This is a genomic window from Geodermatophilus sp. SMS 5-13 (assembly GCF_059428245.1).
The window spans coordinates 4915923-4938084 of sequence record NZ_CP165729.1 but is presented as its reverse complement, the minus strand read 5'-3'; the positions used below and the strand labels follow the sequence as shown (position 1 = coordinate 4938084).

The 22162-nt window shown below is 75.5% G+C and carries 28 protein-coding genes; 18 read left to right on the top strand and 10 right to left on the bottom strand.

Annotation, left to right across the window (positions count from 1 at the left end; all coding sequences use genetic code 11):
- Window positions 1-29 precede the first annotated feature (29 nt).
- Window positions 30-764, top strand: coding sequence for a 50S ribosomal protein L17 (rplQ, locus tag AB3388_RS23845; protein WP_495407808.1), 735 nt, complete (start codon window positions 30-32; stop codon window positions 762-764).
- Complete coding sequence (gene truA / locus AB3388_RS23840; protein ID WP_495407807.1) at window positions 736-1623, top strand: tRNA pseudouridine(38-40) synthase TruA; 888 nt, start codon at window positions 736-738, stop codon at window positions 1621-1623. The genes rplQ and truA overlap by 29 nt, the downstream gene beginning before the upstream one ends.
- Here truA and AB3388_RS23835 read toward each other — a convergent pair.
- Window positions 1620-2282, bottom strand: a complete 663-nt coding sequence (locus AB3388_RS23835) for an NAD(P)H-binding protein (protein ID WP_495407806.1) — start codon at window positions 2280-2282, stop codon at window positions 1620-1622. The genes truA and AB3388_RS23835 overlap by 4 nt on opposite strands.
- A 9-nt stretch (window positions 2283-2291) precedes the next feature.
- On the bottom strand, window positions 2292-2930 hold the full coding sequence (gene mobA, locus AB3388_RS23830) for a molybdenum cofactor guanylyltransferase (protein ID WP_495407805.1): 639 nt from the start codon (window positions 2928-2930) through the stop codon (window positions 2292-2294).
- Window positions 2931-2972: 42 nt separating this feature from the next.
- On the opposite strand from mobA, the gene fdhD reads away from it, so the two are divergent.
- Complete coding sequence (gene fdhD, locus AB3388_RS23825; protein WP_495407804.1) at window positions 2973-3830, top strand: formate dehydrogenase accessory sulfurtransferase FdhD; 858 nt, start codon at window positions 2973-2975, stop codon at window positions 3828-3830.
- A gap of 256 nt (window positions 3831-4086) precedes the next feature.
- Window positions 4087-4272, top strand: a complete 186-nt coding sequence (locus tag AB3388_RS23820) for a hypothetical protein (RefSeq protein ID WP_495407803.1) — start codon at window positions 4087-4089, stop codon at window positions 4270-4272.
- Window positions 4273-4301: 29 nt separating this feature from the next.
- Here the strand turns inward: AB3388_RS23820 and AB3388_RS23815 are convergent, their stop codons facing one another.
- The 4 genes from AB3388_RS23815 to moeA all read right to left on the bottom strand — a co-directional run bounded on the left by AB3388_RS23815 (window position 4302) and on the right by moeA (window position 6877).
- On the bottom strand, window positions 4302-4661 hold the full coding sequence (locus tag AB3388_RS23815) for a VOC family protein (protein WP_495407802.1): 360 nt from the start codon (window positions 4659-4661) through the stop codon (window positions 4302-4304).
- 64 nt (window positions 4662-4725) lie between these two features.
- Window positions 4726-5217 carry a MogA/MoaB family molybdenum cofactor biosynthesis protein gene (locus AB3388_RS23810; protein ID WP_495407801.1) on the bottom strand — a complete coding sequence of 164 codons (492 nt, stop codon included), beginning with the start codon at window positions 5215-5217 and terminating at the stop codon, window positions 4726-4728.
- Complete coding sequence (moaC, locus tag AB3388_RS23805) at window positions 5214-5687, bottom strand: cyclic pyranopterin monophosphate synthase MoaC (RefSeq protein WP_495407800.1); 474 nt, start codon at window positions 5685-5687, stop codon at window positions 5214-5216. The genes AB3388_RS23810 and moaC overlap by 4 nt, the downstream gene beginning before the upstream one ends.
- Window positions 5684-6877: a molybdopterin molybdotransferase MoeA gene (moeA, locus tag AB3388_RS23800; RefSeq protein WP_495407799.1), complete on the bottom strand. Its 1194-nt coding sequence runs from the start codon at window positions 6875-6877 to the stop codon at window positions 5684-5686. The genes moaC and moeA overlap by 4 nt, the downstream gene beginning before the upstream one ends.
- A 46-nt stretch (window positions 6878-6923) precedes the next feature.
- Between moeA and AB3388_RS23795 the strand changes: the two genes are divergently transcribed.
- The 10 genes from AB3388_RS23795 to AB3388_RS23750 all read left to right on the top strand — a co-directional run bounded on the left by AB3388_RS23795 (window position 6924) and on the right by AB3388_RS23750 (window position 17046).
- Window positions 6924-7904: a PfkB family carbohydrate kinase gene (locus AB3388_RS23795; protein WP_495407798.1), complete on the top strand. Its 981-nt coding sequence runs from the start codon at window positions 6924-6926 to the stop codon at window positions 7902-7904.
- 46 nt (window positions 7905-7950) lie between these two features.
- Entirely contained in the window at window positions 7951-8436 is a 486-nt protein-coding gene (locus tag AB3388_RS23790; protein WP_495407797.1) for a beta-class carbonic anhydrase, read from the top strand.
- Between the two features lie 153 nt (window positions 8437-8589).
- The gene (gene rplM, locus AB3388_RS23785; RefSeq protein WP_495407796.1) at window positions 8590-9033 is read left to right on the top strand and encodes a 50S ribosomal protein L13; all 444 of its coding nucleotides are present in this window, start codon (window positions 8590-8592) and stop codon (window positions 9031-9033) included.
- Window positions 9030-9449, top strand: coding sequence for a 30S ribosomal protein S9 (rpsI, locus tag AB3388_RS23780; protein ID WP_495407794.1), 420 nt, complete (start codon window positions 9030-9032; stop codon window positions 9447-9449). Before rplM ends, rpsI begins: the two co-directional genes overlap by 4 nt.
- A gap of 6 nt (window positions 9450-9455) precedes the next feature.
- Window positions 9456-10799 carry a phosphoglucosamine mutase gene (glmM, locus tag AB3388_RS23775; RefSeq protein ID WP_495407793.1) on the top strand — a complete coding sequence of 448 codons (1344 nt, stop codon included), beginning with the start codon at window positions 9456-9458 and terminating at the stop codon, window positions 10797-10799.
- Window positions 10800-10914: 115 nt separating this feature from the next.
- On the top strand, window positions 10915-12774 hold the full coding sequence (gene glmS / locus AB3388_RS23770) for a glutamine--fructose-6-phosphate transaminase (isomerizing) (RefSeq protein ID WP_495407792.1): 1860 nt from the start codon (window positions 10915-10917) through the stop codon (window positions 12772-12774).
- A gap of 132 nt (window positions 12775-12906) precedes the next feature.
- Window positions 12907-13296, top strand: coding sequence for a holo-ACP synthase (locus AB3388_RS23765; protein WP_495407791.1), 390 nt, complete (start codon window positions 12907-12909; stop codon window positions 13294-13296).
- Entirely contained in the window at window positions 13293-14747 is a 1455-nt protein-coding gene (locus tag AB3388_RS23760) for an NAD(P)H-hydrate dehydratase (protein ID WP_495407790.1), read from the top strand. The genes AB3388_RS23765 and AB3388_RS23760 overlap by 4 nt, the downstream gene beginning before the upstream one ends.
- Window positions 14744-15877: an alanine racemase gene (alr, locus tag AB3388_RS23755; protein WP_495407789.1), complete on the top strand. Its 1134-nt coding sequence runs from the start codon at window positions 14744-14746 to the stop codon at window positions 15875-15877. The genes AB3388_RS23760 and alr overlap by 4 nt, the downstream gene beginning before the upstream one ends.
- The gene (locus AB3388_RS23750) at window positions 15877-17046 is read left to right on the top strand and encodes an alpha/beta fold hydrolase (RefSeq protein ID WP_495407788.1); all 1170 of its coding nucleotides are present in this window, start codon (window positions 15877-15879) and stop codon (window positions 17044-17046) included. Before alr ends, AB3388_RS23750 begins: the two co-directional genes overlap by 1 nt.
- Window positions 17047-17056: 10 nt before the next feature.
- Here AB3388_RS23750 and AB3388_RS23745 read toward each other — a convergent pair whose 3' ends face one another.
- Entirely contained in the window at window positions 17057-17653 is a 597-nt protein-coding gene (locus tag AB3388_RS23745; protein WP_495407787.1) for a TIGR04222 domain-containing membrane protein, read from the bottom strand.
- A 56-nt stretch (window positions 17654-17709) separates the two neighbouring features.
- Window positions 17710-18366 carry a TIGR04222 domain-containing membrane protein gene (locus AB3388_RS23740; RefSeq protein ID WP_495407786.1) on the bottom strand — a complete coding sequence of 219 codons (657 nt, stop codon included), beginning with the start codon at window positions 18364-18366 and terminating at the stop codon, window positions 17710-17712.
- 118 nt (window positions 18367-18484) lie between these two features.
- Between AB3388_RS23740 and AB3388_RS23735 the strand changes: the two genes are divergently transcribed.
- Genes AB3388_RS23735 through tsaE form a run of 3 tightly spaced genes read left to right on the top strand, consistent with a single transcriptional unit; the run spans window position 18485 to window position 20453 of the window.
- Window positions 18485-19345 (top strand): helix-turn-helix domain-containing protein, encoded by an 861-nt coding sequence (locus AB3388_RS23735; RefSeq protein WP_495407785.1) that lies wholly within the window; start codon window positions 18485-18487, stop codon window positions 19343-19345.
- 23 nt (window positions 19346-19368) lie between these two features.
- Entirely contained in the window at window positions 19369-20010 is a 642-nt protein-coding gene (locus AB3388_RS23730) for a uracil-DNA glycosylase (protein ID WP_495407784.1), read from the top strand.
- On the top strand, window positions 20007-20453 hold the full coding sequence (tsaE, locus tag AB3388_RS23725) for a tRNA (adenosine(37)-N6)-threonylcarbamoyltransferase complex ATPase subunit type 1 TsaE (protein WP_448626886.1): 447 nt from the start codon (window positions 20007-20009) through the stop codon (window positions 20451-20453). The genes AB3388_RS23730 and tsaE overlap by 4 nt, the downstream gene beginning before the upstream one ends.
- Window positions 20454-20456: 3 nt before the next feature.
- Here tsaE and AB3388_RS23720 read toward each other — a convergent pair whose 3' ends face one another.
- Window positions 20457-20903 carry a GtrA family protein gene (locus AB3388_RS23720; RefSeq protein WP_495407783.1) on the bottom strand — a complete coding sequence of 149 codons (447 nt, stop codon included), beginning with the start codon at window positions 20901-20903 and terminating at the stop codon, window positions 20457-20459.
- 103 nt (window positions 20904-21006) lie between these two features.
- Here AB3388_RS23720 and AB3388_RS23715 point away from each other — a divergent pair, with 103 nt between their 5' ends.
- The gene (locus AB3388_RS23715; protein WP_495407782.1) at window positions 21007-21915 is read left to right on the top strand and encodes an SDR family oxidoreductase; all 909 of its coding nucleotides are present in this window, start codon (window positions 21007-21009) and stop codon (window positions 21913-21915) included.
- 3 nt (window positions 21916-21918) lie between these two features.
- Here AB3388_RS23715 and AB3388_RS23710 read toward each other — a convergent pair whose 3' ends face one another.
- Window positions 21919-22056, bottom strand: a complete 138-nt coding sequence (locus AB3388_RS23710) for a hypothetical protein (RefSeq protein WP_495407781.1) — start codon at window positions 22054-22056, stop codon at window positions 21919-21921.
- Between the last annotated feature and the right edge of the window lie 106 nt (window positions 22057-22162).

Below are 22162 nucleotides of genomic sequence, written 5' to 3'. Positions count from 1 at the left end.
CCCGCCCGGCCGCCTGAGGAAGGACCGACATGCCCACCCCCACCAAGGGCCCCCGTCTCGGCGGGTCCCCCTCGCACGAGCGGCTGATGCTGGCCAACCTGGCCACGTCGCTGTTCGAGCACGGGCGGATCACCACCACCGAGGCCAAGGCCAAGCGGCTGCGCCCGTACGCCGAGAAGCTGGTGACCTTCGCCAAGCGCGGTGACCTGCACGCGCGTCGTCAGGTCATGACGGTCATCCGGGACAAGGACGTCGTCCACGCGCTGTTCGCCGAGATCGGTCCCCGCTACGAGAACCGGACCGGCGGCTACACCCGCATCACCAAGGTCGGCAACCGCAAGGGCGACAACGCCCCCATGGCGGTCATCGAGCTGGTCGAGGCCCTGACCGTGGCGCAGCAGGCGGTCGGCGAGGCCGAGCGCGCCCGCGGCACCCGGTTCGCCTCCGGCGCCGGCGCCGCCTCCGGCGCCGGCGCCGCCTCCGCCGCCGGTGAGGTCACCGCCGACGCCGTCGAGACCCCCGAGGGCGAGGAGAGCCCGGAGGAGGTCGTCGACGACGTCTTCCTGCCCGACGACGAGCGGCAGGACGACGGCGACGTGACGCCGGAGCCGGAGCGCGAGAACGCCGCGGTCGTCGACAGCGACAACGTCTCGCCCGAGGTGGCCGCCGCGGCCGCCGCCGAGGTGGAGGCCGCCGAGCTCGGCGACGCCGCCACCGCGGGCACCGACGCCCCGGGTGGCGAGTCGGCGCCCGACCCCAAGTGAGCGTCGGCTGACGTTCCCGCAGCATCCCGACGAGCCCGCCACCGGTACCGGTGGCGGGCTCGTCCGCGTTCGGCTCGACATCTCCTACGACGGCACGGCGCTGCACGGCTGGGCGCGCCAGCCCGGGCAGCGCACCGTGCAGGGCGAGCTGGAGGCGGCCCTGGCCACCGTGCTGCGCTGCCCCGTCGCCCTGACCGTGGCCGGACGCACCGACGCCGGTGTGCACGCCACCGGTCAGGTTGCTTCCGCCGACGTGCCGCTGGAGGCCTGGGTCGAGCAACGGGAGAAGCTCGTGCGGCGGCTGAGGGGCGTCCTGCCGGCCGACATCGCTGTCCCCCGGGTGCAGGAGGCGGCGCCGGAGTTCGACGCCCGCTTCGGCGCCCTCGCCCGGCACTACGTGTACCGGCTCACCGACGCCCCTGGCGGCCCGTCGCCGCTGCGCCGCGCCGACACCGTCGGCTGGCCGCGCACCCTCGACGAGCGGGCCATGGCCGCCGCCGCCGTCCTCCTGCTGGGCGAGCACGACTTCGCCGCGTACTGCCGCCGGCGGGAGGGGGCCACGACCACGCGCACGATGCTCGGGCTCGACGTCGCGCGCGACGGGGACCTGCTGACCGTGGCTGCGTCCGCGGACGCCTTCTGCCACTCGATGGTCCGCAGCCTGGTCGGCGCCCTCCTGCAGGTCGGCGAGGGACGCCGGCCGCCGGAGTGGGCGGCCGGGCTGCTGGCCCGCAGCCGGCGGGCCGACGAGGTCCCGGTGGCGCCGGCCGGAGGACTCACGCTGGTCCGGGTCGACTACCCGCCGGACGACATGCTCGCCGCCCGCGCCGCGGTGACCCGCGCCCGACGCGGCGGTTAGGGCAGCGCCGCGACCGCCTGCTCGATCGGCGTCGCCCCGCCGATCAGCTCCACCACGTCGTTGGTCTTCCCGGTGCGGAGGAACTCGGCGAGCACGGCGGCGACGTCGTCCCGGGTGACCTCCCCGAACTCCAGGACCCGGCCGAGGGCGACCCGCCCGGTGCCCGGATCGTCGGTGAGCCGGCCCGGCCGCACGATCGTCGTGTCGAGGCCGGGGCGGGGGAGGATCTGGTCCTCGGCGCGCAGCTTGGCCTGCAGGTAGACGGCGAAGACCGGGTCCATCCCGCGCGGGGTGCCCTGCCGGGCCCGCTCCACGCCCATGGAGGAGACCAGCAGGTAGGAGCGGACGCCGGCCCGCTCGGCGGCGTCGGCGAGCAGCACGGCGGCGGCGTGGTCGACGGTGTGCTTGCGGGCGGCTCCGCTGCCGGGCCCGGCGCCGGCCGCGAACACGACCGCGTCCGCGCCGGTGAGCACCCCGGCGACGTCGTCCACCGACGCCTGCTCGAGGTCGAGGACCGCCGGTTCCACGCCGTCGGACTCCAGGTCGGCGCGGTGGCCGGGGTTGCGGACGATGCCGACGACCGTGTCGCCGCGGGCGGACAGCAGGCGGCCGAGGCGGCGGGCGACCTGCCCGTGGGCCCCGGCGACGACGACGCGCATGACGCCGTTCTACTCCCGCGGAGGGCGGAATCCCGGTACCGGCGGGCCGGACCGGCGCAGCCGCTCGGCAGCCTCCCGGGCGCGGGCGAGGTCCGCGGGGGTGTCGCAGTCGGTCCACGGCGGCGGCATGCCGGGCTCGACGACCGGGCGGTACCGCCGCACGGCCAGCGGCGCCAGCACCTTGCGCATCGACGTCGGTCCCGTCACGTCGGCGACGGCGGCGCGCAGCACCGCCGTCCGCCAGACGCCCAGCAGCAACTGATCCTGGCCGGTGTCGTCGACCACGAGGACGCCGTCGCCGGTCAGCCGCTCGCGCAGCGACCGGATCAGGCCGGCGGTGAGGAACGGCAGGTCACCGGCGAGAACGGCGACGACGTCGGTCGGCACCTCGGCGAGGCCCGCCCGCAGCGCCGCCACGGGCCCGCCGCGGGGCGGCTCCTCGCGGACGACGAGGACCCCCGGTGGCACCGGCTGCGGCGGTCCCACGACCACGCGCGGCTCGGCGGCGGCGACGGCGGCGAGGACGGCGGCCAGCATCGTCCGGCCGCCGACGGCCAGCTGCGGCTTGGCCTGACCGCCCAGCCGCGCTGCCCGGCCGCCGGCCAGCACCACCGCGGCGTACGGCGGAAGCGGAACGACCGGGTCCATGACCTGCACGGTAAAGGCCTACTCGTGGGTACCGTGCCCCTCGTGGGACGAGTCACCAGCCGCACGCCCGTGCTGCGGATCCGCGGGGCCGCGCACAGCACCCGGCCGGACACCGTCGCGGCCGAGGAGCCGCTGGAGATCCGGCTCGGCGGCGCGCCCCTGGCGGTCACCATGCGGACGCCCGGTGACGACTTCGACCTGGTGCACGGCTTCCTCGCGACCGAGGCGGTGATCGGCTCGGCCGACGACGTCGCCGGGCTGCGCTACTGCAACTCGGTCGACCCCGACGGGCGCAACACCTACAACGTCGTCGACGTCGACCTCGCCCCGGGCGTCGAGGCGCCGGACACCGCGCTGGACCGGAACTTCTACACGTCGAGCTCCTGCGGCGTGTGCGGCAAGGCCAGCATCGACGCGATCCGCACGCGGACCCGCTTCGACGTCGCCGCCGACCCCGTCCGGCTGCCGCTGGAGGTCCTCCTCGCCCTGCCCGACCGGCTGCGCGCCGCCCAGCAGGTGTTCGACAGGACCGGCGGGCTGCATGCGGCCGGGCTGTTCACCGCCGACGGCGAGCTGGTCGCGCTGCGGGAGGACGTCGGCCGGCACAACGCCGTCGACAAGGTCGTGGGGGACGCCGTCCGCGCGGGGCGGCTGCCGCTGGCGGGTCACGTGCTGATGGTCAGCGGCCGGTCCAGCTTCGAGCTGACGCAGAAGGCGGCCATGGCCGGCATCCCGGTGCTGGCGGCGGTCTCGGCGCCGTCGTCCCTCGCCGTGGAGCTCGCCCGCGAGGTCGGCCTCACCCTCGTCGGCTTCCTGCGCGGCGACGGCTGCAACGTCTACACGTGCCCCGAGCGGCTGGTCCTGCCCGTGAGCCAGGGCTGCGAGGACAGGAGCCAGTAGACCTCTGTCCACTGCTGAGCAGGATCGTCGTCGTGCGGGCCGTAGATCTCCCAGCGGGTGCCGTCGGGGCGATGCCCGTTCGGGCAGGTGCAGCGAAGCAGCTCGCGGCCATGGCCGAGGAGCTCGCCCGCGAGGTGGCCCCGAGCGGCTGGTCCTGCCTGCGAGCCGGCACCCACACGGCATGGCTCAGGTGATCTTGGGGTATTCCGCACGAATGAGGACCAGAAGCGGCAGACGGACGAGCAGCATCGGTCTCGTGCTGGTGCTGATCTGGCTGGTCATCGGTGCGCTCGCGGCCGGCCAGCGGGGTTACTTCACCAGCGGAGACACCAGCTGCGCCGGCACGACCACGATCATCGTGACGATCCTGGCCGGACCGCTGAACTACGTGGGCGTCAATCCGCAGGTCCAGTGCCCTGAGCTCCCGCAGCCCAGCCAGTAGGGCTCAGGTGCGCTGCGCCCGCACGGCAGCTAGCCGTGGACGAGGCAGAACGGGTGGCCGGCCGGGTCGGCGAACACCCGGAAGCCGCTCTCGCGTTCCGCGGGGAGCCGGCGGGCGCCCAGGGCCAGGACCGCCCGCTCGGCGGCGTCGACGTCGTCCACCCGGATGTCCAGGTGCTCCTGCTGCGGGCGGCGCGGGTCCGGCCACTCGGGTGGGACGTAGTTCTCCGCGCGCTGGAACGCGAGCTCTCGCATGCCGGGCTCGCGGCCGATGACCACCCAGTCGTCGCGGTCCTCGTTGACACGCATGCCGAGGACCTCGGCGTAGAACGCGGCGAGGGCCCGCGGGTCCGGGCAGTCCAGGACCGTCTTCTCCAGCCGTCCGATCACCCGCGCAGCATGTCCCGAGGCCGGTCGACGCGCAGCCCGACCAGCACGCCGCGGCGACCTCCACTCAGTGGTCGCCGCCGCGCAGCTGGCTGACCACGTGGGGGAGCAGTGGACCGAGCACGGCGAGACCGTCCTTCACGCCGCCGGTCGAGCCGGGCAGGTTGACGATCAGCGTCCGCCCGGCGGTGCCCGCGATGCCCCGGGAGAGCACCGACGTGGCGACCTTCGGCTCGCCGTACCGGCGGACCGCCTCGGCGATGCCCGGCGCCTCGCGCTCCAGCACCCGGAGGGTCGCCTCCGGCGTGACGTCGGTGGGGGAGAGCCCGGTGCCGCCGGTGGTGAGGACGACGTCCGCGCCGGAGGCGACCGCCTCGCGCAGCACCTCGGCCAGCTCCTCGACGTCGTCCGGGCGGACGTGCGGGCCGTCGACCGCGAACCCGAGCTGCCGGAGGCCCTCGGCCAGCGCCTGTCCGCTCCGGTCCCCGTAGACCCCGGCCGACGCGCGGTTGGAGGCGGTGACGACGACGGCGCGGGCATCGGGTGGGAGGCCGCTCACCGGACCCAGTCCCCGCTCTTGCCCCCGGACTTGGCCAGCAGCCGGACGTCGGTGATCGACGCCCGCGGGTCGACCGCCTTGACCATGTCGATCATGGTCAGCCCGGCGACGGCCACCGAGGTGAGCGCCTCCATCTCCACGCCGGTGCGGTCGGCCGTGCGCGCGGTCGCGGTGATCTCCACCGCCTCGTCGGTGACCTCCAGGTCGACGGTGACCCCGTGCAGCGCGATCGGGTGGCACAGCGGCACGAGGTCCGGCGTCCGCTTGGCCCCGGCGATCCCGGCGATGCGGGCCACCGCCACCGCGTCGCCCTTCGGCACGCCCTCGCCGCGCAGCAGCGCGATCACCTCGGGGCTGACCAGCACCCGCCCGGCCGCGGTCGCCACCCGGGTGGTGACCGCCTTCTCCGAGACGTCGACCATCCGGGCCGCGCCCTGCTCGTCGACGTGGGTCAGGCGCGGGTCGGTCACTGCAGCGCTCCTTCGATCAGGACGACGTCCACCTCGGCGCCCTCGGGCAGTTCGGTGACGTCCTCGGGGACCACGACGAGGCAGTTGGCCCGGGCCAGGTGGGCGACCAGGTGCGAGCCCGGGCCGCCGACCTGCGAGACCAGCCCGCCGTCGTAGCGGCCCCGCAGGAACTGCCGCTTGCCGGCGGGGGAGCGCAGCGGCGCGGTCAGCCGGGCCGGCGCCCGCAGCCGGCCGGGCGCCGCGTGCCCCAGCGCCCGGCGCAGCGCCGGCCGCACGAAGACCTCGAACGACACGAACGAGCTCACGGGGTTGCCGGGCAGCGTCACGATCGGGACGCCGTCGACGGTGCCCGCGCCCTGCGGGCCGCCGGGCTGCATCGCCACCTTGACGAACTCCACGGTGCCGAGCCCGGACAGCGCGTCCTTGACCACCTCGTACGCACCCGCGCTCACCCCGCCGCTGGTGATCAGCAGGTCCGCCGAGTCCAGCTCCGCGCGCAGGGTGCCCAGGAACTGGTCGACGTCGTCGGGGACGAAGTGCAGCCGCCGCGCCTGCCCGCCGGCGTCCTCCACAGCGGCGGCCAGCAGCCGCGAGTTGGACTCGTAGATCTGCCCCGGGAGCAGCCGCGTGCCGGGCTCGACCAGCTCGCTGCCGGTCGACAGCACCAGCACGCGGGGGCGCCGGCGCACCGGCAGCGTCGTCACCCCCACCGCCGCGGCCAGGCCGAGCTGGGCGGCGCCCAGGGGCGTTCCGGCGGCCAGGGCGACCGCGCCGGCCGCGATGTCCTCGCCGGCGTAGCGCAGGTGGGTGCCCTTCGCGGGCGCCTCCCGGATCTCCACGACGTCGGTGCCGCGGTCGGTGAGCTCCACGGGGACGACGACGTCCGCGCCGGCCGGCAGCGGCGCCCCGGTCATGATCCGCTGCACGGTGCCCGGCTCGAGCGGGCGGACGGCGGTGCGGCCCGCCGGGATGTCGTCGGCGACCGGAAGGCGGACGGGCAGCTCGGCGAGCTCCGCCGAGCGGGCCGCGTAGCCGTCCATCGCGGAGTTGTCGAAACCGGGCAGCGCGACCGTCGCCGCGACGTCCCGGGCCAGCACGCGGCCGTGCGCGTCGGCCAGGTCGACGTCCTCCTCGGCCAGCTCGGTCAGCAGGGCATCGACCACCGCCTGGTGTTCCTCGACCGTCCGCACGGACTCATCCTGCGCGAACGGGCCGACGCCGGGTAAGGCGGGAGGCATGGCGGACGTCGTGGTGGTCGGGCAGGTGGGGCGGGACCTGGTCCTGCGCGTGGCCGAGCTGCCGGGTGCAGGCGGGGCGGTGCCGGCGGCCGAGCGGCGGGAGCTGCTGGGCGGGAAGGGCGCCAACCAGGCGGTCGCGCTCGCCCAGCTGGGCGTCCCGGTCGCTCTCGTCGGCGTCGTCGGCACCGACCGCGCCGGGGACGAGGCCCGCGCGCAGGCGGCCGCGGACGGCGTCGACGTCTCCGCCGTGGTCCGCCGTCCGGGCGTGGCCACGGCACTGCTGCTGGACCTGGTCGAGGACGGCGGCCGCCGCCGGCTGGTGGAGGCGGTGCCGGTGGAGGTGCGGCTGACCGCCGACGACGTGCGCGCCGCCGCCGGCCAGCTCGCCGCCTGCGCGGCGGTGATCCTGCAGCTGCAGACCCCGGGGGCGGCCGTGCGGGCGGCGCTGGACGCCGTCCGGCCGGACACGGTGGTGGTCTGCGACGGGGCGCCCGCCGACGACGCCACCCGGGCGGCGGTGCTGGCGCGCGCCGACGTCGTCCGCGCCGACGCCGCGGAGGCCGCGCAGCTGGTCGGACGCGACCTGGCCGGGCCGGACGACGTCCGCGACGCCGCGGCCGGGCTGCTGACCGCCGGCCCCCGGCTCGTCGCCCTCGGCACGGGCAAGGAGGGCGACCTGGTGGCCTGGCGGGCCGGCCCGCGTCTGGGCGTCGCCGCCGAGGAGCTCGAGGTGGACCCGAGCTGGGCCGACGGCGACCTGCTCCTGCCGCTGCTCGGCGACGCGCCGGTCGACCCGACCGGCGCCGGCGACTCCTACGTCGCGGCGCTGACGGCCGCGCTGCTGGGCGGCGCGGCACCCGAGGACGCCGCCTGGGCCTCCTCCGCGGCGGCCGCGCTCTGCGTCGTCCGGGCGGGGGGACGGCCGGAGCTCTCGCCCGCGGCCCTGGGGGCGGCGGTCCGCCGGTTCCGCGGGCCCTGAGCGGCCGGGCTACTGTTCGGCCGGTCCAGGCGTGACGGAGGTGGCGATGTCGGAGATCGACAAGATGCTGGCGGCCAACGAGGAGTGGGCGGGCCGGTTCCCCGGGTCCAAGGACACCCGCCCGGCGCGCAAGGTCGCCGTGGTGGCCTGCATGGACTCGCGGATGCCGCTGTTCCAGATGCTGGGCCTCGAGGTCGGGGATGCGCACGTCATCCGCAACGCGGGCGGGGTGATCACCGAGGACGTCGTCCGCTCGCTCACCGTCTCCCAGCACGTGCTGGGCACCCGGGAGATCCTGCTGGTGCACCACACCAAGTGCGGCCTGCAGGCGACCGACGACAACTCCTTCGCCGACCTCGTCGAGCAGGCGACCGGGCGGCGTCCCGCGTGGGCCCTACGGGCCTTCCGGGACGCCGACGCCGACGTCCGCGAGTCGATGCGGTTGATCAGGGAGAGCCCGTACCTGCTCTCCCGCGAGGTCCGGGGCACCGTCTACGACGTCGAGACCGGCCGGCTGCACGAGGTCAGCTGAGCTCCCGGCCTGCGGCGGGCCGGTGTGTGACCGGCTGGTATCGTGGTCGGCTGGCGCGCGGGCCGGCTGGTGTCCGCGCGCGCTGCACCGTCTCCCGTGCTCGGTGAGGCGATCCCACCAGCCGTCCCGACGACGACGGAGGACACGAGCGCCGTGCGCACGTACACCCCGAAGCCCGGCGAGGTCGCCCGGGCCTGGCACGTCATCGACGCCACCGACGTGGTGCTCGGTCGACTGGCCAGCCAGACCGCGCAGCTGCTGCGCGGCAAGCACAAGCCCCAGTACGCCCCGCACGTGGACGTCGGCGACTTCGTCGTCATCGTCAACGCCGGCAAGGTCGCCCTGACCGGCACCAAGCGGGAGACCAAGAACGCCTACCGGCACTCCGGCCACCCGGGCGGCCTGAAGACCATCAACGTGGGCGACCAGCTGCGCACCCACCCCGACCGCGTGATCGAGCGGGCCGTCAAGGGGATGCTGCCGCACAACAGCCTCGGCCGGCAGATGCTGAAGAAGCTGAAGGTGTACGCCGGGCCCGAGCACCCGCACACCGCGCAGCAGCCCCAGACCTTCGAGATCAAGCAGGTGGCCCAGTGACCTCCGCCCTGTCCGTGACCGACGCCGAGGGGCGTCCCGTCCAGACCGTCGGCCGGCGCAAGGAGGCCGTCGTCCGCGTGCGACTGCTGCCCGGCACCGGCCAGTTCAAGCTCAACGGCCGGACCCTCGAGGAGTACTTCCCGAACAAGGTCCACCAGCAGCTCATCCGTGAGCCGTTCGTGACCCTCGAGAAGGCCGAGCAGTACGACGTCGTCGGCATCCTCCGGGGCGGCGGCGTCACCGGCCAGGCCGGCGCGCTGCGCCTGGCGATCGCCCGCGCCCTCATCGAGGTCGAGGCCGAGGACCGCCCGGCGCTGAAGAAGGCCGGCTTCCTCACCCGTGACGCGCGGGTCAAGGAGCGCAAGAAGTACGGCCTGAAGAAGGCCCGCAAGGCGCCGCAGTACTCGAAGCGCTGACCCTTCGTGGGTCGCCTCTTCGGGACCGACGGGGTCCGGGGTCTGGCCAACGCCGACCTCTCCCCGGAGCTGGCTCTCTCGGTGGCGCGTGCCGCCGCCGGCGTGCTCGCCGACCGCGACGGGACGCAACGTCCCGTCGCGGTCGTCGGCCGTGATCCCCGGGCCAGCGGGGAGATGATCGAGGCCGCCGTCGTCGCCGGGCTGACCAGCGCCGGCGCCGACGTGCGGCGCGCGGGTGTGCTGCCGACCCCGGCCCTGGCGTTCCTCACCGCCTCGACCGGCGCCGACCTCGGCGTGATGATCTCGGCCAGCCACAACCCGATGCCCGACAACGGCATCAAGCTGTTCAGTCGCGGCGGGCACAAGCTGCCCGACGCCGACGAGGCGGTCATCGAGCGCCTGGTCACCGGCCACGTGGACGGCGGACACCGGCCCACGGGCGGCGGCATCGGCCGGGTCACCGACCTGCCCGGCGCCGTCGACGACTACGCCGAGCACCTGCTGTCGACGCTGGACCAGCCGCTCGCCGGCCTGGACCTGGTCGTCGACTGCGCGCACGGCGCCGCGGCGGCCATCGCCCCCGAGGTCTACCGACGCGCGGGCGCCACCGTGCACACGATCGGCACCACCCCCGACGGCTGGAACATCAACGACGGCGTCGGCTCCACCCACCTCGGGCCGCTGACCGAGGCCGTACGGGAGCGCGGCGCGCACCTCGGCATCGCCCACGACGGGGACGCCGACCGGTGCCTGGCCGTCACCGCCGCCGGCGACGTGGTGGACGGCGACGCGATCCTCGCCGTCTGCGCGCTGGCGCTGCACGAGCGCGGCACCCTCAAGCAGGAGACCGTCGTCGCCACGGTGATGAGCAACCTGGGCTTCCACCACACGATGCGCGACGCCGGCATCACCGTGCAGACCACCGCGGTGGGGGACCGCTACGTGCTCGAGGCGCTGCGGGCGAACGACCTGTCGCTGGGCGGCGAGCAGAGCGGCCACCTGGTCTTCCTCGACCACGCGACGACCGGCGACGGGCTGCTGACCGCGCTCTCGCTGATGTCGCGCATGGCGGCGACCGGTGCGTCGCTGGCCGACCTCGCCTCGGTCGTGGTCAAGTTGCCGCAGGTGCTGATCAACGTGCCCGTGAGCGACCGTCTCGCCGTCGTCGAGAGCGACGCGGTCGCCGACGCGGTCAACTCCTGCGAGGCGGAGCTCGGCGACGCCGGCCGGGTGCTGCTGCGCCCGTCGGGCACCGAGCAGCTGGTGCGGGTGATGGTCGAGGCGCCCAGCCAGGAGCAGGCCGACGCCGTCGCCGCCCGCCTCGCCGACGTGGTCGCCGCCGTCAGCTGATCTCCGGTTGCCGCCGTCGTGATCCCGCCCACGACCCGTGACCGGAGTGACGGGTGCGGCCCCGAACGGGCGATCGGGGACGGAGCGTTCCCCCTCCACCGGTACCCTCGGTGAAATGTGCGGCATCGTGGGTTACGTCGGCCCGCAGCAAGCCCTGGACGTCGTCCTGGAGGGCCTGCGGCGGCTGGAGTACCGGGGCTACGACTCAGCGGGCGTCGCCGTCCGGACCGAGGACGGTGAGCTGGCGTGGGCCAAGAAGGCCGGCAAGCTGGCCAACCTCGAGAAGGTCCTGAGCGAGCACCCGCTGCCCTCCTCGACGCTGGGCATCGGGCACACCCGCTGGGCCACGCACGGTGGCCCCACGGACCGCAACGCCCACCCCCATCTGTCCTTCGACGGCAAGGTCGCGGTGATCCACAACGGGATCATCGAGAACTTCGCGCCGCTACGGGCCGAGTGCGAGGCCACGGGCGTCGAGTTCACCTCGGAGACCGACACCGAGGTCACCGCCCACCTGATCGCCACCGCCTACGCCGACGCCCCGGCGGGGCCGGGCCGGCTGGCCGAGGCGATGCGCGTGGTCTGCCGCCGGCTCGAGGGTGCCTTCACCCTGGTCGCGGCACACGCCGACGAGCCCGACACGCTGGTCGCCGCCCGGCGCAACAGCCCGCTGGTCGTCGGCGTGGGGGACGGCGAGTACTTCCTCGGCTCCGACGTCGCAGCCTTCATCGCGCACACGCGGGAGGCCCGCGAGCTCGGGCAGGACCAGGTCGTCGAGATCGATCGCGAGCGGGGCGTCACGGTCACCGACTTCTCCGGCACCGTCGTCGAGCCCACCGCCTACACCGTCGACTGGGACGCAGCGGCCGCCGAGAAGGGCGGCTACGACTGGTTCATGCTCAAGGAGATCGCCGAGCAGCCGCAGGCGATCGCCGACACGCTGCTCGGCCGGCTCGGCGAGCACGGTGAGCTGGTGCTCGACGAGGTGCGGCTGTCCGACCAGGAACTGCGCGACATCGACAAGGTCTTCGTCGTCGCCTGCGGCACCGCCTACCACGCGGGGCTGATCGCCAAGTACGCCATCGAGCACTGGACCCGCCTCCCGGTCGAGGTGGAGCTGGCCAGCGAGTTCCGCTACCGCGACCCGGTGCTCGACCGCTCCACCCTGGTCGTCGTCATCAGCCAGTCCGGCGAAACGATGGACACCCTGATGGCGCTGCGTCACGCCAAGGACCAGAAGGCCCGCGTGCTCGCGATCTGCAATGCCAACGGCTCGACCATCCCGCGCGAGTCCGACGCCGTCCTCTACACGCACGCCGGGCCGGAGGTGGCGGTCGCCTCGACCAAGGGCTTCCTCACCCAGCTGGTCGCCTGCTACCTGGTGGGGCTGTTCCTGGCCCAGGTGCGCGGCGTCAAGTACGCCGACGAGGTCGGCTCGGTCGTGGAGCAGCTGCGCCGGCTGCCCGACGCCGTCAGCGAGGTGCTCAAGGGCATGGAGCCGGTGCGCGAGCTGGCCCGCTCGCTGGCCGACCGCAACACGATCCTGTTCCTCGGGCGCCACGTCAGCTATCCGGTGGCGTTGGAGGGCGCGCTCAAGCTGAAGGAGCTCGCCTACATCCACGCGGAAGGCTTCGCCGCCGGCGAGCTCAAGCACGGCTCGATCGCCGTCATCGACCAGGGCACACCGGTCATCACCGTCGTGCCGTCGCCGCTGAGCCCGCTGCACGGCAAGACCGTCAGCAACATCCAGGAGGTCCGGGCCCGCGGGGCGCGCACCATCGTGATCGCCGAGGAGGGCGACGAGGAGGTCGTGCCCTACGCCGACCACGTGATCCGGGTGCCCCGGACGCCGACCCTGCTCGCCCCCGTGGTGACGACGGTGCCGCTGCAGGTGTTCGCCTGCGAGATCGCCGACACCCGCGGGTTCGACGTCGACCAGCCCCGCAACCTCGCCAAGTCCGTCACGGTGGAGTGACGACCGCCTGCGGCCACGATCAGCTGAGCTGATCCCGACGGGTCCTGGCTCACGGTGGGAGGTGAGCCAGGACCCGTTGCGGTGAGCCAGGACGCGGGAGCGGTGGTCCGCGGGTCACGGCAGACTGGGCCCGTGATCATCGGGGTGGGCATCGACGTCGTGCCCGTGCAGCGCTTCGCGGAGTCCCTGACCCGCACGCCCGGGTTGCGGGACCGGCTGTTCACCGCCGCCGAGCAGGAGACGCCGTCCGGGACGCCGCGCACCGGCGAGTCGCTCGCGGCTCGCTTCGCGGCCAAGGAGGCGGTCGCCAAGGCCCTCGGTGCCCCGGGCGACCTGCTCTGGCACGACGCCGAGGTGACCGTCGGCGAGCACGGCCGGCCGCGCCTGGAGATCCGCGGCACGGTCGCCGGCCGCGCCGCCCAGCTCGGCGTCACCTCCTGGCACCTCTCGCTCAGCCACGACGGCGGCATCGCCTCGGCGGTCGTCATCGCCGAGGGGCTCGGGCACGGCGGACCCGCGTGATCGGCCTCTACACCGCCGCCGAGGTGCGGGCGGCCGAGGCGCCCCTGCTGGCCGCCACCCCCGAGGGCACGCTCATGCAGCGCGCGGCCACCGCCCTCGCGACGGTGTCCCTGCGGCTGCTCGGCCGGGCCTACGGCGTCCGGATCACCGCGCTGGTCGGCGCCGGCAACAACGGCGGCGACGCGCTGTTCGCCGGCGCCGCCCTGGCCGGCCGCGGCGCGCAGGTGACCGCGGTCCTGCTCGCCCCCGACAAGGCGCACCCGGCCGGGCTGGCCGCGCTGCGCCGGGCGGGCGGCCGGGTGGTCACGGACGGCGACGACTGCCTCGACCGCGCCGATCTGGTCCTCGACGGCATCGTCGGGATCGGCGGCTCCGGGGGGCTGCGCCCACCGGCCGCGGCGGTCGTCGAGCGGGCCGCGACCGGCCCGGGGCTGATGGTGGCCGTCGACGTCCCCAGCGGGGTCGACGCCGACACGGGAGCGGTGCCCGGCGGGGTGTTCCCCGCCCAGCACACCGTGACCTTCGGCGCGGTGAAGCCCGGGCTGGTCGTCGGCGCCGGCCGCGGCTACGCGGGGACGGTGCACCTCGTCGACATCGGCCTGGACCTGCCGCGGGCGTCGGTCCACCAGCTCGCCGACGCCGACGTCGCGGCCCGGCTGCACCCGCCGGCGCCGGACGACGACAAGTACTCGCAGGGCGTCGTCGGCATCGTGGCCGGGTCGAGCACCTACCCCGGCGCCGGCGTCCTCTGCACCGGCGCCGCCCTGCGCACCCGGCCGGGCCTGGTCCGCTACGCCGGGACGGCGGCCGACGGCGTGCGCGCCGCCTGGCCGGAGGCGATCGTCACCTCCGGCCGCCCCTCGGACGCAGGCCGGGTGCAGGCCTGGGTCGCCGGGCCGGGCATGGGCACCGACGACGACGCGCGCAGCGTGCTCGCCGAGGTGCTGGCCACCGACCTGCCGGTGCTCGTCGACGCCGACGGGCTGACCATGGCGGCGCAGGATCCCGAACTGGTCCGGGGACGGGGCGCGCCCACCGTGCTCACCCCGCACGACCGCGAGTTCGCCCGGTTCGGCTTCGAGGTCGGCCCCGACCGGATCGGCGCGGCCCGCCGGCTGGCCGCCGAGCTCGGCGCCGTCGTCCTGCTCAAGGGCGACGCGACCGTCGTGGCGGGTCCCGACGGCGCGGCGTTCGTCAACGCCACCGGGACGGCGTGGCTGGCCACCGCCGGCACCGGCGACGTCCTCTCCGGGATCATCGGGGCCCTGCTGGCGACCGGGCTGCCCCCGGCCGAGGCGGCTGCGGCCGGCGCGCACCTGCACGGGCGCACCGGCCAGCTCGCCGCCGAGCGCGGTCCGCTGGTCTCGGGGGACCTCATCCGCCGGCTGCCCGACGCGGTCGGCCTGGTGCGCGGGGTTCCGGGGCGCCGCCTGGGAGACTCGTCGGTGTGAGTGATGCTCGGGCCGAGGTGGTCGTCGACCTCGACGCCATCGCGGCCAACACCGCGGTGCTGCGCGAGAAGGTCGGCCGGCCGCTCATGGCCGTCGTGAAGGCCGACGGCTACGGCCACGGCATGCTCCCCGCGGCCCGCGCCGCGCTGGCCGGCGGCGCCGACATGCTGGGCGTCGCCGTCATCGAGGAGGCGCTCGGGCTGCGCGCGGGCGGCATCACCGCGCCGCTGCTGGCCTGGATCCACGCGCCGGGGGAGGACTTCGCCGCCGCCCTGGCCGCCGACGTGGAGGTCTCGGTCAACGCCGAATGGGGCTTGACCGAGGTCCTCGCCGCCGCCCGCCAGGTCGGCCGGACCGCCCGGCTGCACCTGTTCGTCGACACCGGGCTCTCCCGTGAGGGCGCCACGATGGACGAGTGGCCGGGGCTGGTGGCCGCGGCCGCCCGCGCCCAGGCCGACGGCGAGATCGAGGTCGCCGGGCTGTGGAGCCACATGGCCTACGCCGACGCGCCCCGGCACCCGACGATCGGCCGGCAGGTCGCCGTCTTCGAGGAGGCCGTGGCCCTCGCCCGCGGCGCGGGGCTGACCGAGGCCCGGCGGCACCTCGCCAACTCCGCGGCGACCGTCGCCCTGCCGGACACCTGGTACGACATGGTCCGCCCGGGCGTGGCCGTCTACGGGCTCGACCCGCTCGGCGGTGACGCCGCCGACCACGGGCTGCGGCCGGCGATGACCGTCCAGGCCCGGGTCGCGCTGACCAAGCGCGTGCCGGCCGGCGTCGGCGTCTCCTACGGTCACACGTACTCGCCGGCCACCGAGACCACCCTGGCGCTGGTGCCGGTCGGCTACGCCGACGGCGTGCCGCGCGCCGCGGGCAACCGGGCACCGGTCCTGGCCGCGGGGGCGCACCGCCGGATCGCCGGGCGGGTGTGCATGGACCAGTTCGTGCTGGACGTCGGCGACTCCCCGATCCGGCCCGGCGACCGGGTCGTGCTCTGGGGGCCGGGCACGGACGGCGAGCCGACGGCGCAGGACTGGGCGGACGCCGTCGACACCATCCACTACGAGCTCGTCACACGGATCGGCGGCCGGTTCAGCCGCCGCTACGTGGGCTCGGCGGGCGCCGTCTGATGGCGCAGAAGCCGAAGAAGACCGCGCACCACGTCTCCAAGGGGCAGGCCGCCGGGATCGCCGGCGCCGTCCTCGGCCTGGCCGCCGCCGGCACCGCGGTGGGGGTCGCGGTCACCAGGGCGGTCGCCCGGCGGCGGCTTGGCCCGCCGCTGCCCGACGCGTCGGAGCCCGACGCGGAGCTGCGGGAGGACGACCCGCTCGGCCCCGCCGCCCGCCGGGCCGATCGCACCGCGCTGGTCCAGGCCGACGACGGCGTGCTGCTGTCGGTGGAGGAGGTCGGCCCGACCGATGCCCCGCTGACCGTGGTCTTCGTGCACGGCTACACGCTCTCGATGGCGTCGTGGACCTTCCAGCGGCTGGCCCTCGGCGCGGAGCTGGCCACCGCCAACGGCTCCCGCCCGACCGCGCGGCTGGTCTTCTACGACCAGCGGGGGCACGGCTCGTCCGGCCGCGGCACCGCCGAGCACGCCACCATCGAGCAGCTCGCCCGCGACCTCGTCGCGGTGCTCGACCGGCGGGCGCCGCGCGGGCCCGTCGTCCTGGTGGGCCACTCCATGGGCGGCATGACGATCATGGGGCTGGCGGCGCTGCACCCGGAGCTGTTCGGGGACCGCATCGTCGCCGCGGCGCTGCTGTCGACGTCGAGCGGCAACCTGGCCGACCTGAACTTCGGCCTCCCCGAGCTGCTGACCCGGGTGCGGGCGGCCGTGTTCCCGGTCGCGGCCTGGACGATGCGCCGCCGGCCGGCCTTCGCCGAGCGCACCCGCCGGTGGGCCGCCGACCTGGTCTCGGCGATCACCTGGTCGCTGTCGTTCTCCTCGGCCGAGGTCGACCCGCGGCTCGGGCACTACGTGGACGCGATGATGGCCGGCACGCCGGTCGACGTGATCGCGGAGTTCTACCCGGCGCTGGCCGGCATGGACCACACCGGGGCGCTCGAGCCGTTGCGCCGGGTGGGGGCGCTGGTGCTCACCGGGGACAAGGACCGGATGATCCCGATGGAGCACAGCGAGCTCATCGTGGACAGGCTCCCGGACGCCGACTTCGTGGTCGTCGCGGACGCCGGCCACCTCGTGCTGCTGGAGAAGCACGAGGAGGTCACCGCGGCGCTGTCCCGGCTGCTGCGCAAGGCCGCCGCCGAGGCCGGGGTGCCGGTGCGCCACCACTGAGCGGCGCCGTTCAGCCCCCGGGACCGCGGTCTCCCGGACCGCCGACCCAGCCCCGCGCCGACGCATGCCCCTGCGCGGTGGCGAGGTCCAGGGGACCGGCCCCGATCCGGCGCGGGGTCCGTGGCCGCTCGAAGACCCGCGCTCGCAGGTGTTGGTCCGGCAGGGCGTCGAGCCCGCCGAGCGCCACCCGCCGGGACGTGCCGGCGTCGTCGCGCCGGCGTTCCTCGCGCAGGACCTGTCGACCGGCCTCCGTGGGGAGGTGCTCCGGGAGGCCGCGCAGCAGGAGGGCGGGTCCGCGGACGCGGCGCACGAGCCCGGAGCGCTCGAGGTCCGCGGCGAGGGCGGTGACCCGTTCGTCCTCCGCGCAGCGGAAGCGCACGGTGTGCACGGACCGCCGCACCCGCTGGCCGACCGCGTCGAGGACCGCCGCCTCCACCGGGTGCCGGTAGCGCAGCAGCACCGTCTCCAGCTCTCCGGTCTCCGTCGCCCGCAGCCGCCCGTCCCCGAGCAGGGCCACGACGGCGGTGTCGACGGCGCGCAGCGGGCCGCCGGCGAGGCAGGCCAGGGCGTACACGTCGGCGGCGAGCGATGTTCCCGGAGCAGTCATCGTTTCTCCCGGTGCCGGACGGTCCCACACGCCGGATGCGGGTGTCGAGGCCCTGCTCAGCAGGAACCGCCGCCGCCGTCCGCGCCGCCGCAGCCGCCGTCCCCGCCGAAGCCGCCCCAGCCGCCGCCGTCGGCGCCGCAACCTCCGGCCCACATCGTCGGCACGTACGAGTGACCGCCGAAGTCGCGGGCCCGGGTCCGGCGGAGCAGCGTGGGGGGGTCGAAGAGCGAGGCCCGCAGCGTGGCGTCCGGCATGGCGCGGACACCGGTGAGGGCGACCAGCATCGCGCTGGTCCCCGGCGCCACATGGTCGGACGGCGGGTCGGCCTTCAGCCTGCGCAGCGCCGCCCGGCCGGCGCGGGTGAGCGCCGGCCGCGGCCGACCGCCGCGGAACCAGCGCTGCCGGCCGGAGAGCAGGCCGTCCGCGGCGAGCCGCTCGCCGATCGCGGCGATCCGCGGGTCAGCGCCGACCAGCCAGCGGAGCGTCAGCGCCGTCCGGCCCTGGCGCGAGCCCAGGGCGTCGAGGACGGCGGCCTCGACGGGGAACCGCCGGTGGACGTCGCTGACCGACAGCTCGCCCGTCGCCTGAGCCCGGACGCGGCCGCTCTCGGCCAGGGCCACCACCGCCGTGTCGACGACCTGGTAGGGGCCGCCGGCCAGGTAGGCGATGTCGTAGACGTCGTACCGGTCGAGCGCTGGTGCCGTGGTGGTCATCGCCATCCGTCCTTCGGTCGGAGGTGGTGTGATGCGGCCGCGCGCTCACGGTGGCACCGGTGCACCCATGCGCGAAAGATGGCTTGCAAGATTGCACGGATGCGAGCACGATCACCACGTGCTCGACAGCCCGTCCGTGCGCGAGCGCCGGCTCGCCCAGGAGCTCCGGCTGCTGCGCGAGGTGGGACAGCTGCACGGCAAGGACGTCGCCGAGCGGCTGGGCTGGTCGGCGTCGAAGGTGTCCCGCATCGAGAACGGGCGCATCGGCATCAGCCCGGAGGACCTCGAGCTGCTGCTGGGTCTGTACGAGGTGCCCGAGCAGCAGGCCGGCTTCCTGCGTCGGCTGGCGCCGTCGGCCCGGCCGAAGGGCTGGTGGGACGCCTACGCCGACACCCTCTCGGCCGGGTACGCCAACCTGATCCGCCTGGAGGCCGGCTCGCAGGCGCTGCGCTGCTACGCGGCGGTGATCCCGCACGCGTTGCTGCTGGCCCCGGACTACCTGCGCGAGGTCATCCTGGCGACCTGGGAGCGACCGGCGCAGGCGGAGATCGACCGCCGGGTGGCCGTGTGCCGCCGCCGCCAGGACCTGCTGGCGGCCGACCGGTCCGGCGGGCCGCTGCAGCTGTCCGCGGTCGTCGACGAGTCGGTCCTGCACCGGCGCGTGCAGCCCGATCCCGCGGTGCTGCGCGGCCAGCTCCAGCGGCTGCTCGAGGTCGCCGAGCTGCCGAACGTGACCATCCAGCTGCTGCCGTTCACGGCGGGCGTGCCGCCGGTGACCTCTGGCTCGTTCTCCGTCCTGGAGTCCCGCGCGACCGGCGCCGAGGACGTCGTCTACCTGGAGAACAAGACCCGGATCGTCTTCATCGACGCCGAGGCCGAGGTGCACCGCTACGCCCGGGCCGCCGACCTGCTCGGCGAGATGGCGCTGGACCCCGAGGAGTCGGCGGCCCGGATCCGCCGGGCGCTGGCCGACCTCTGACCCGCCCCGCCTAGGGTGCTGGCGTGCCCGCCCCCCGTCCGCCGCGCCTCGACGCGGCCGCCGAGGAGGTGGCGCGCACCGCCGCCGCGGCCCCGGACTGGGCGAGCCTGGCCGCGGCCGCCCGGCCCTGCGTGGCCTGTCCCGAGCTGGCGGCGTCCCGGCAGCACGTCGTCGTCGGCGACGTCCCCGCCGCCGGCCGGCCGCGCTTCGCGCTGGTCGGGGAGGCGCCCGGGGCGCAGGAGGACGAGACCGGCCGGCCCTTCGTCGGGAGGTCGGGGGCGCTGCTGGACCTGCTGCTCGCCGAGGCGGGGCTGGACCGGGGGCAGGCCGCCGTCCTCAACGTGGTCAAGTGCCGGCCGCCGGGCAACCGGACGCCGAAGAGCTTCGAGGTGGCGCGCTGCAGCGGGTGGCTGCGCCGCCAGCTCGAGCTGCTCGACCCGCCGGTCGTGGTCGCGCTGGGGCTGTCGGCCGCGAAGTGGTTCCTCGGCCCGCGCACCGTGCTCGCCGCCGTCCGCGGCGCGCCGCACGACGTCGGCGGCCGGGCGGTCTGGGCGACCTACCACCCCTCGGCAGCCATCCGGTTCGGGCCGAACGGCGCTCCCCGCGCGGGCCTGGCCGCCGACCTCGCCGCGGTGGCGGCGAGCTTGCAGGAGGCCGGCGCGTGAACCTCGAGCACACCCTGCCGACGCCTGCGGACACCCGCGCGCTCGGCGCCGAGCTGGCGAAGGTGCTGCGCCCCGGCGACCTCGTCGTCCTCGTCGGGCCGCTGGGCGCCGGGAAGACCGCGCTCACACAGGGCATCGGTGACGGCCTCGGCGTGCGGGAGCCGGTGACCTCCCCGACGTTCGTGATCGCCCGGGTGCACACCGGTGGGCGGCTGCCGCTGGTGCACGTCGACGCCTACCGGCTCGGCAGCGTCGCCGACGTCGACGACCTGGACCTCGACGCCTCGGCGGAGGAGTCGGTGACGGTGGTGGAGTGGGGGCAGGGGCTGGTCGAGCAGCTGGCCGACGAGCACCTCGAGGTGCGCCTGGACCGCCGCGACGACGACGTCCGGACGGCGGCCCTGGTGCCGCACGGCGCCGGCTGGGCGAGCCGGCTGGCCTGAGGCCTACCTGCGGAAGACGACCAGCCGCAGCATGACGAAGTTCCACGCCGTCCCCAGGCCCTGCGAGATCGCCCAGGCCACCGTCACCTTCCACCAGGTGTCCGGCAGGACGAGCAGCGCCAGCGCGTTCACGCCGAGGATCAGGAAGAACGTGGTGCCGTAGAGCAGCGCGAAGCCGGTCGCGCGACGGGCGCCGCCCTCCACCTTGAAGGCCCAGCGCCGGTTGAGGGCGTAGGCGGTCGCGGTGCCGACGACGAAGCTGATCGCGCGCGCGACGTAGGTGGGCGCGCCGAGGTGCAGGGCGAGCGTGTAGACCGACAGGTCCACGATCGCGCTGAACCCGCCGACGAGGACGAACCGCATCAGCTGGCCCAGGACCTCGCTGCGGGTCCCCTCGGTGGTCTTCTCGTCGATCACGAACACGTCCTCCAGGAAGCGGGAGCGCCTCACCCTAGGCGCGTGCCGGCCAGCTCCGCCGCACCGACGCCGGTCCGCGGTGCCCGTGTGACGGGAGGGTCCGTTCTGTCGGTGCGCGGGCCTACGGTGCGGTGCCATGACGCTTGCGGGCAGGGTGGCGCTCGTCGCCGGGGCGACCCGCGGCGCGGGCCGGGGGACGGCGGTGGCGCTGGGCGAGGCCGGCGCGACGGTCTACTGCACGGGCCGCACGACGCGGGAGCAGCGCTCGGAGTACGGCCGTGCCGAGACGATCGAGGAGACCGCCGAGCTGGTCACGGCCGCCGGCGGCACCGGGATCGCGGTGCGGGCCGACCACCTCGACCCGGCGCAGGTGGCGGATCTGGTCGCGCGGATCGACCGCGAGCAGGGCAGGCTCGACGTGCTGGTCAACGACGTCTGGGGCGGGGACCCCTTCATCGAGTGGAGCACCCCGGTGTGGGAGCACGACCTCGCGGTCGGCCTGCAGCTGCTGCACCGGGCCGTCGACACCCACCTGATCACGGCGCACCACGCCCTGCCCCTGCTGATCCGCCGGCCCGGCGGTCTGGTCGTCGAGATGACCGACGGGACGGCCGAGTACAACGCCGGGCACTACCGGGTGAACGCGTTCTACGACCTGGCCAAGGCCGCCGTGCTGCGCCTGGCCTTCGCCTGGTCCCACGACCTGGCGCCGTACGAGGCGACGGCGGTCGCGCTGACGCCCGGGTGGCTGCGCTCGGAGCACATGCTCGAGATCTTCGGCGTCACGGAGGAGACCTGGCGCGACGCGCTGGAGCGGGTGCCGCACTTCGTGATCTCCGAGTCGCCGCGGTTCGTCGGCCGGGCGGTGGCCGCGCTGGCCGCCGATCCCGACCGCCGCCGGTTCGACGGGCGGTCCCTGTCGAGCGGCGAGCTCGCCGGCGTGTACGGCTTCACCGACCTCGACGGGTCCCGGCCCGACGCCTGGCGGTACGTCGTCGAGGTGCAGGACGCCGGCAAGCCCGCCGACGCCACGGGCTACCGGTAGGTGTCAGCGGCGGATGCCGCGCACCCCCCGGTAGGTGTTCCGGGCCGCCCGCCGGGCCGCCCGCACCTGGCCGAAGAAGTAGCCGAGGTAGCCCCCTATCCCACCGCCGACGACCAACCCGGTCACGAAGGCATCCGACACGCGCGCCTCCTGTCGAGGGAGCCTGGTGGCGCGTCAGTGAAGGGAATCGCGCGGGCCCGGCCGCGGGCGACGCGCCGTCCCCGTGAGGTCGCTGTTCGGCTCTGGG

Coding starts and splice junctions, on each gene's coding strand:
- AB3388_RS23750 (WP_495407788.1), top strand. CDS start 15,877: ATGGCGCAGAAGCCGAAGAAGACCGCGCACCACGTCTCCAAGGGGCAG.
- glmS (WP_495407792.1), top strand. CDS start 10,915: ATGTGCGGCATCGTGGGTTACGTCGGCCCGCAGCAAGCCCTGGACGTC.
- AB3388_RS23745 (WP_495407787.1), bottom strand. CDS start 17,653: ATGACTGCTCCGGGAACATCGCTCGCCGCCGACGTGTACGCCCTGGCC.
- AB3388_RS23835 (WP_495407806.1), bottom strand. CDS start 2,282: ATGCGCGTCGTCGTCGCCGGGGCCCACGGGCAGGTCGCCCGCCGCCTC.
- AB3388_RS23795 (WP_495407798.1), top strand. CDS start 6,924: ATGGCGGACGTCGTGGTGGTCGGGCAGGTGGGGCGGGACCTGGTCCTG.
- mobA (WP_495407805.1), bottom strand. CDS start 2,930: ATGGACCCGGTCGTTCCGCTTCCGCCGTACGCCGCGGTGGTGCTGGCC.
- AB3388_RS23790 (WP_495407797.1), top strand. CDS start 7,951: ATGTCGGAGATCGACAAGATGCTGGCGGCCAACGAGGAGTGGGCGGGC.
- AB3388_RS23715 (WP_495407782.1), top strand. CDS start 21,007: ATGACGCTTGCGGGCAGGGTGGCGCTCGTCGCCGGGGCGACCCGCGGC.
- AB3388_RS23740 (WP_495407786.1), bottom strand. CDS start 18,366: ATGACCACCACGGCACCAGCGCTCGACCGGTACGACGTCTACGACATC.
- rplQ (WP_495407808.1), top strand. CDS start 30: ATGCCCACCCCCACCAAGGGCCCCCGTCTCGGCGGGTCCCCCTCGCAC.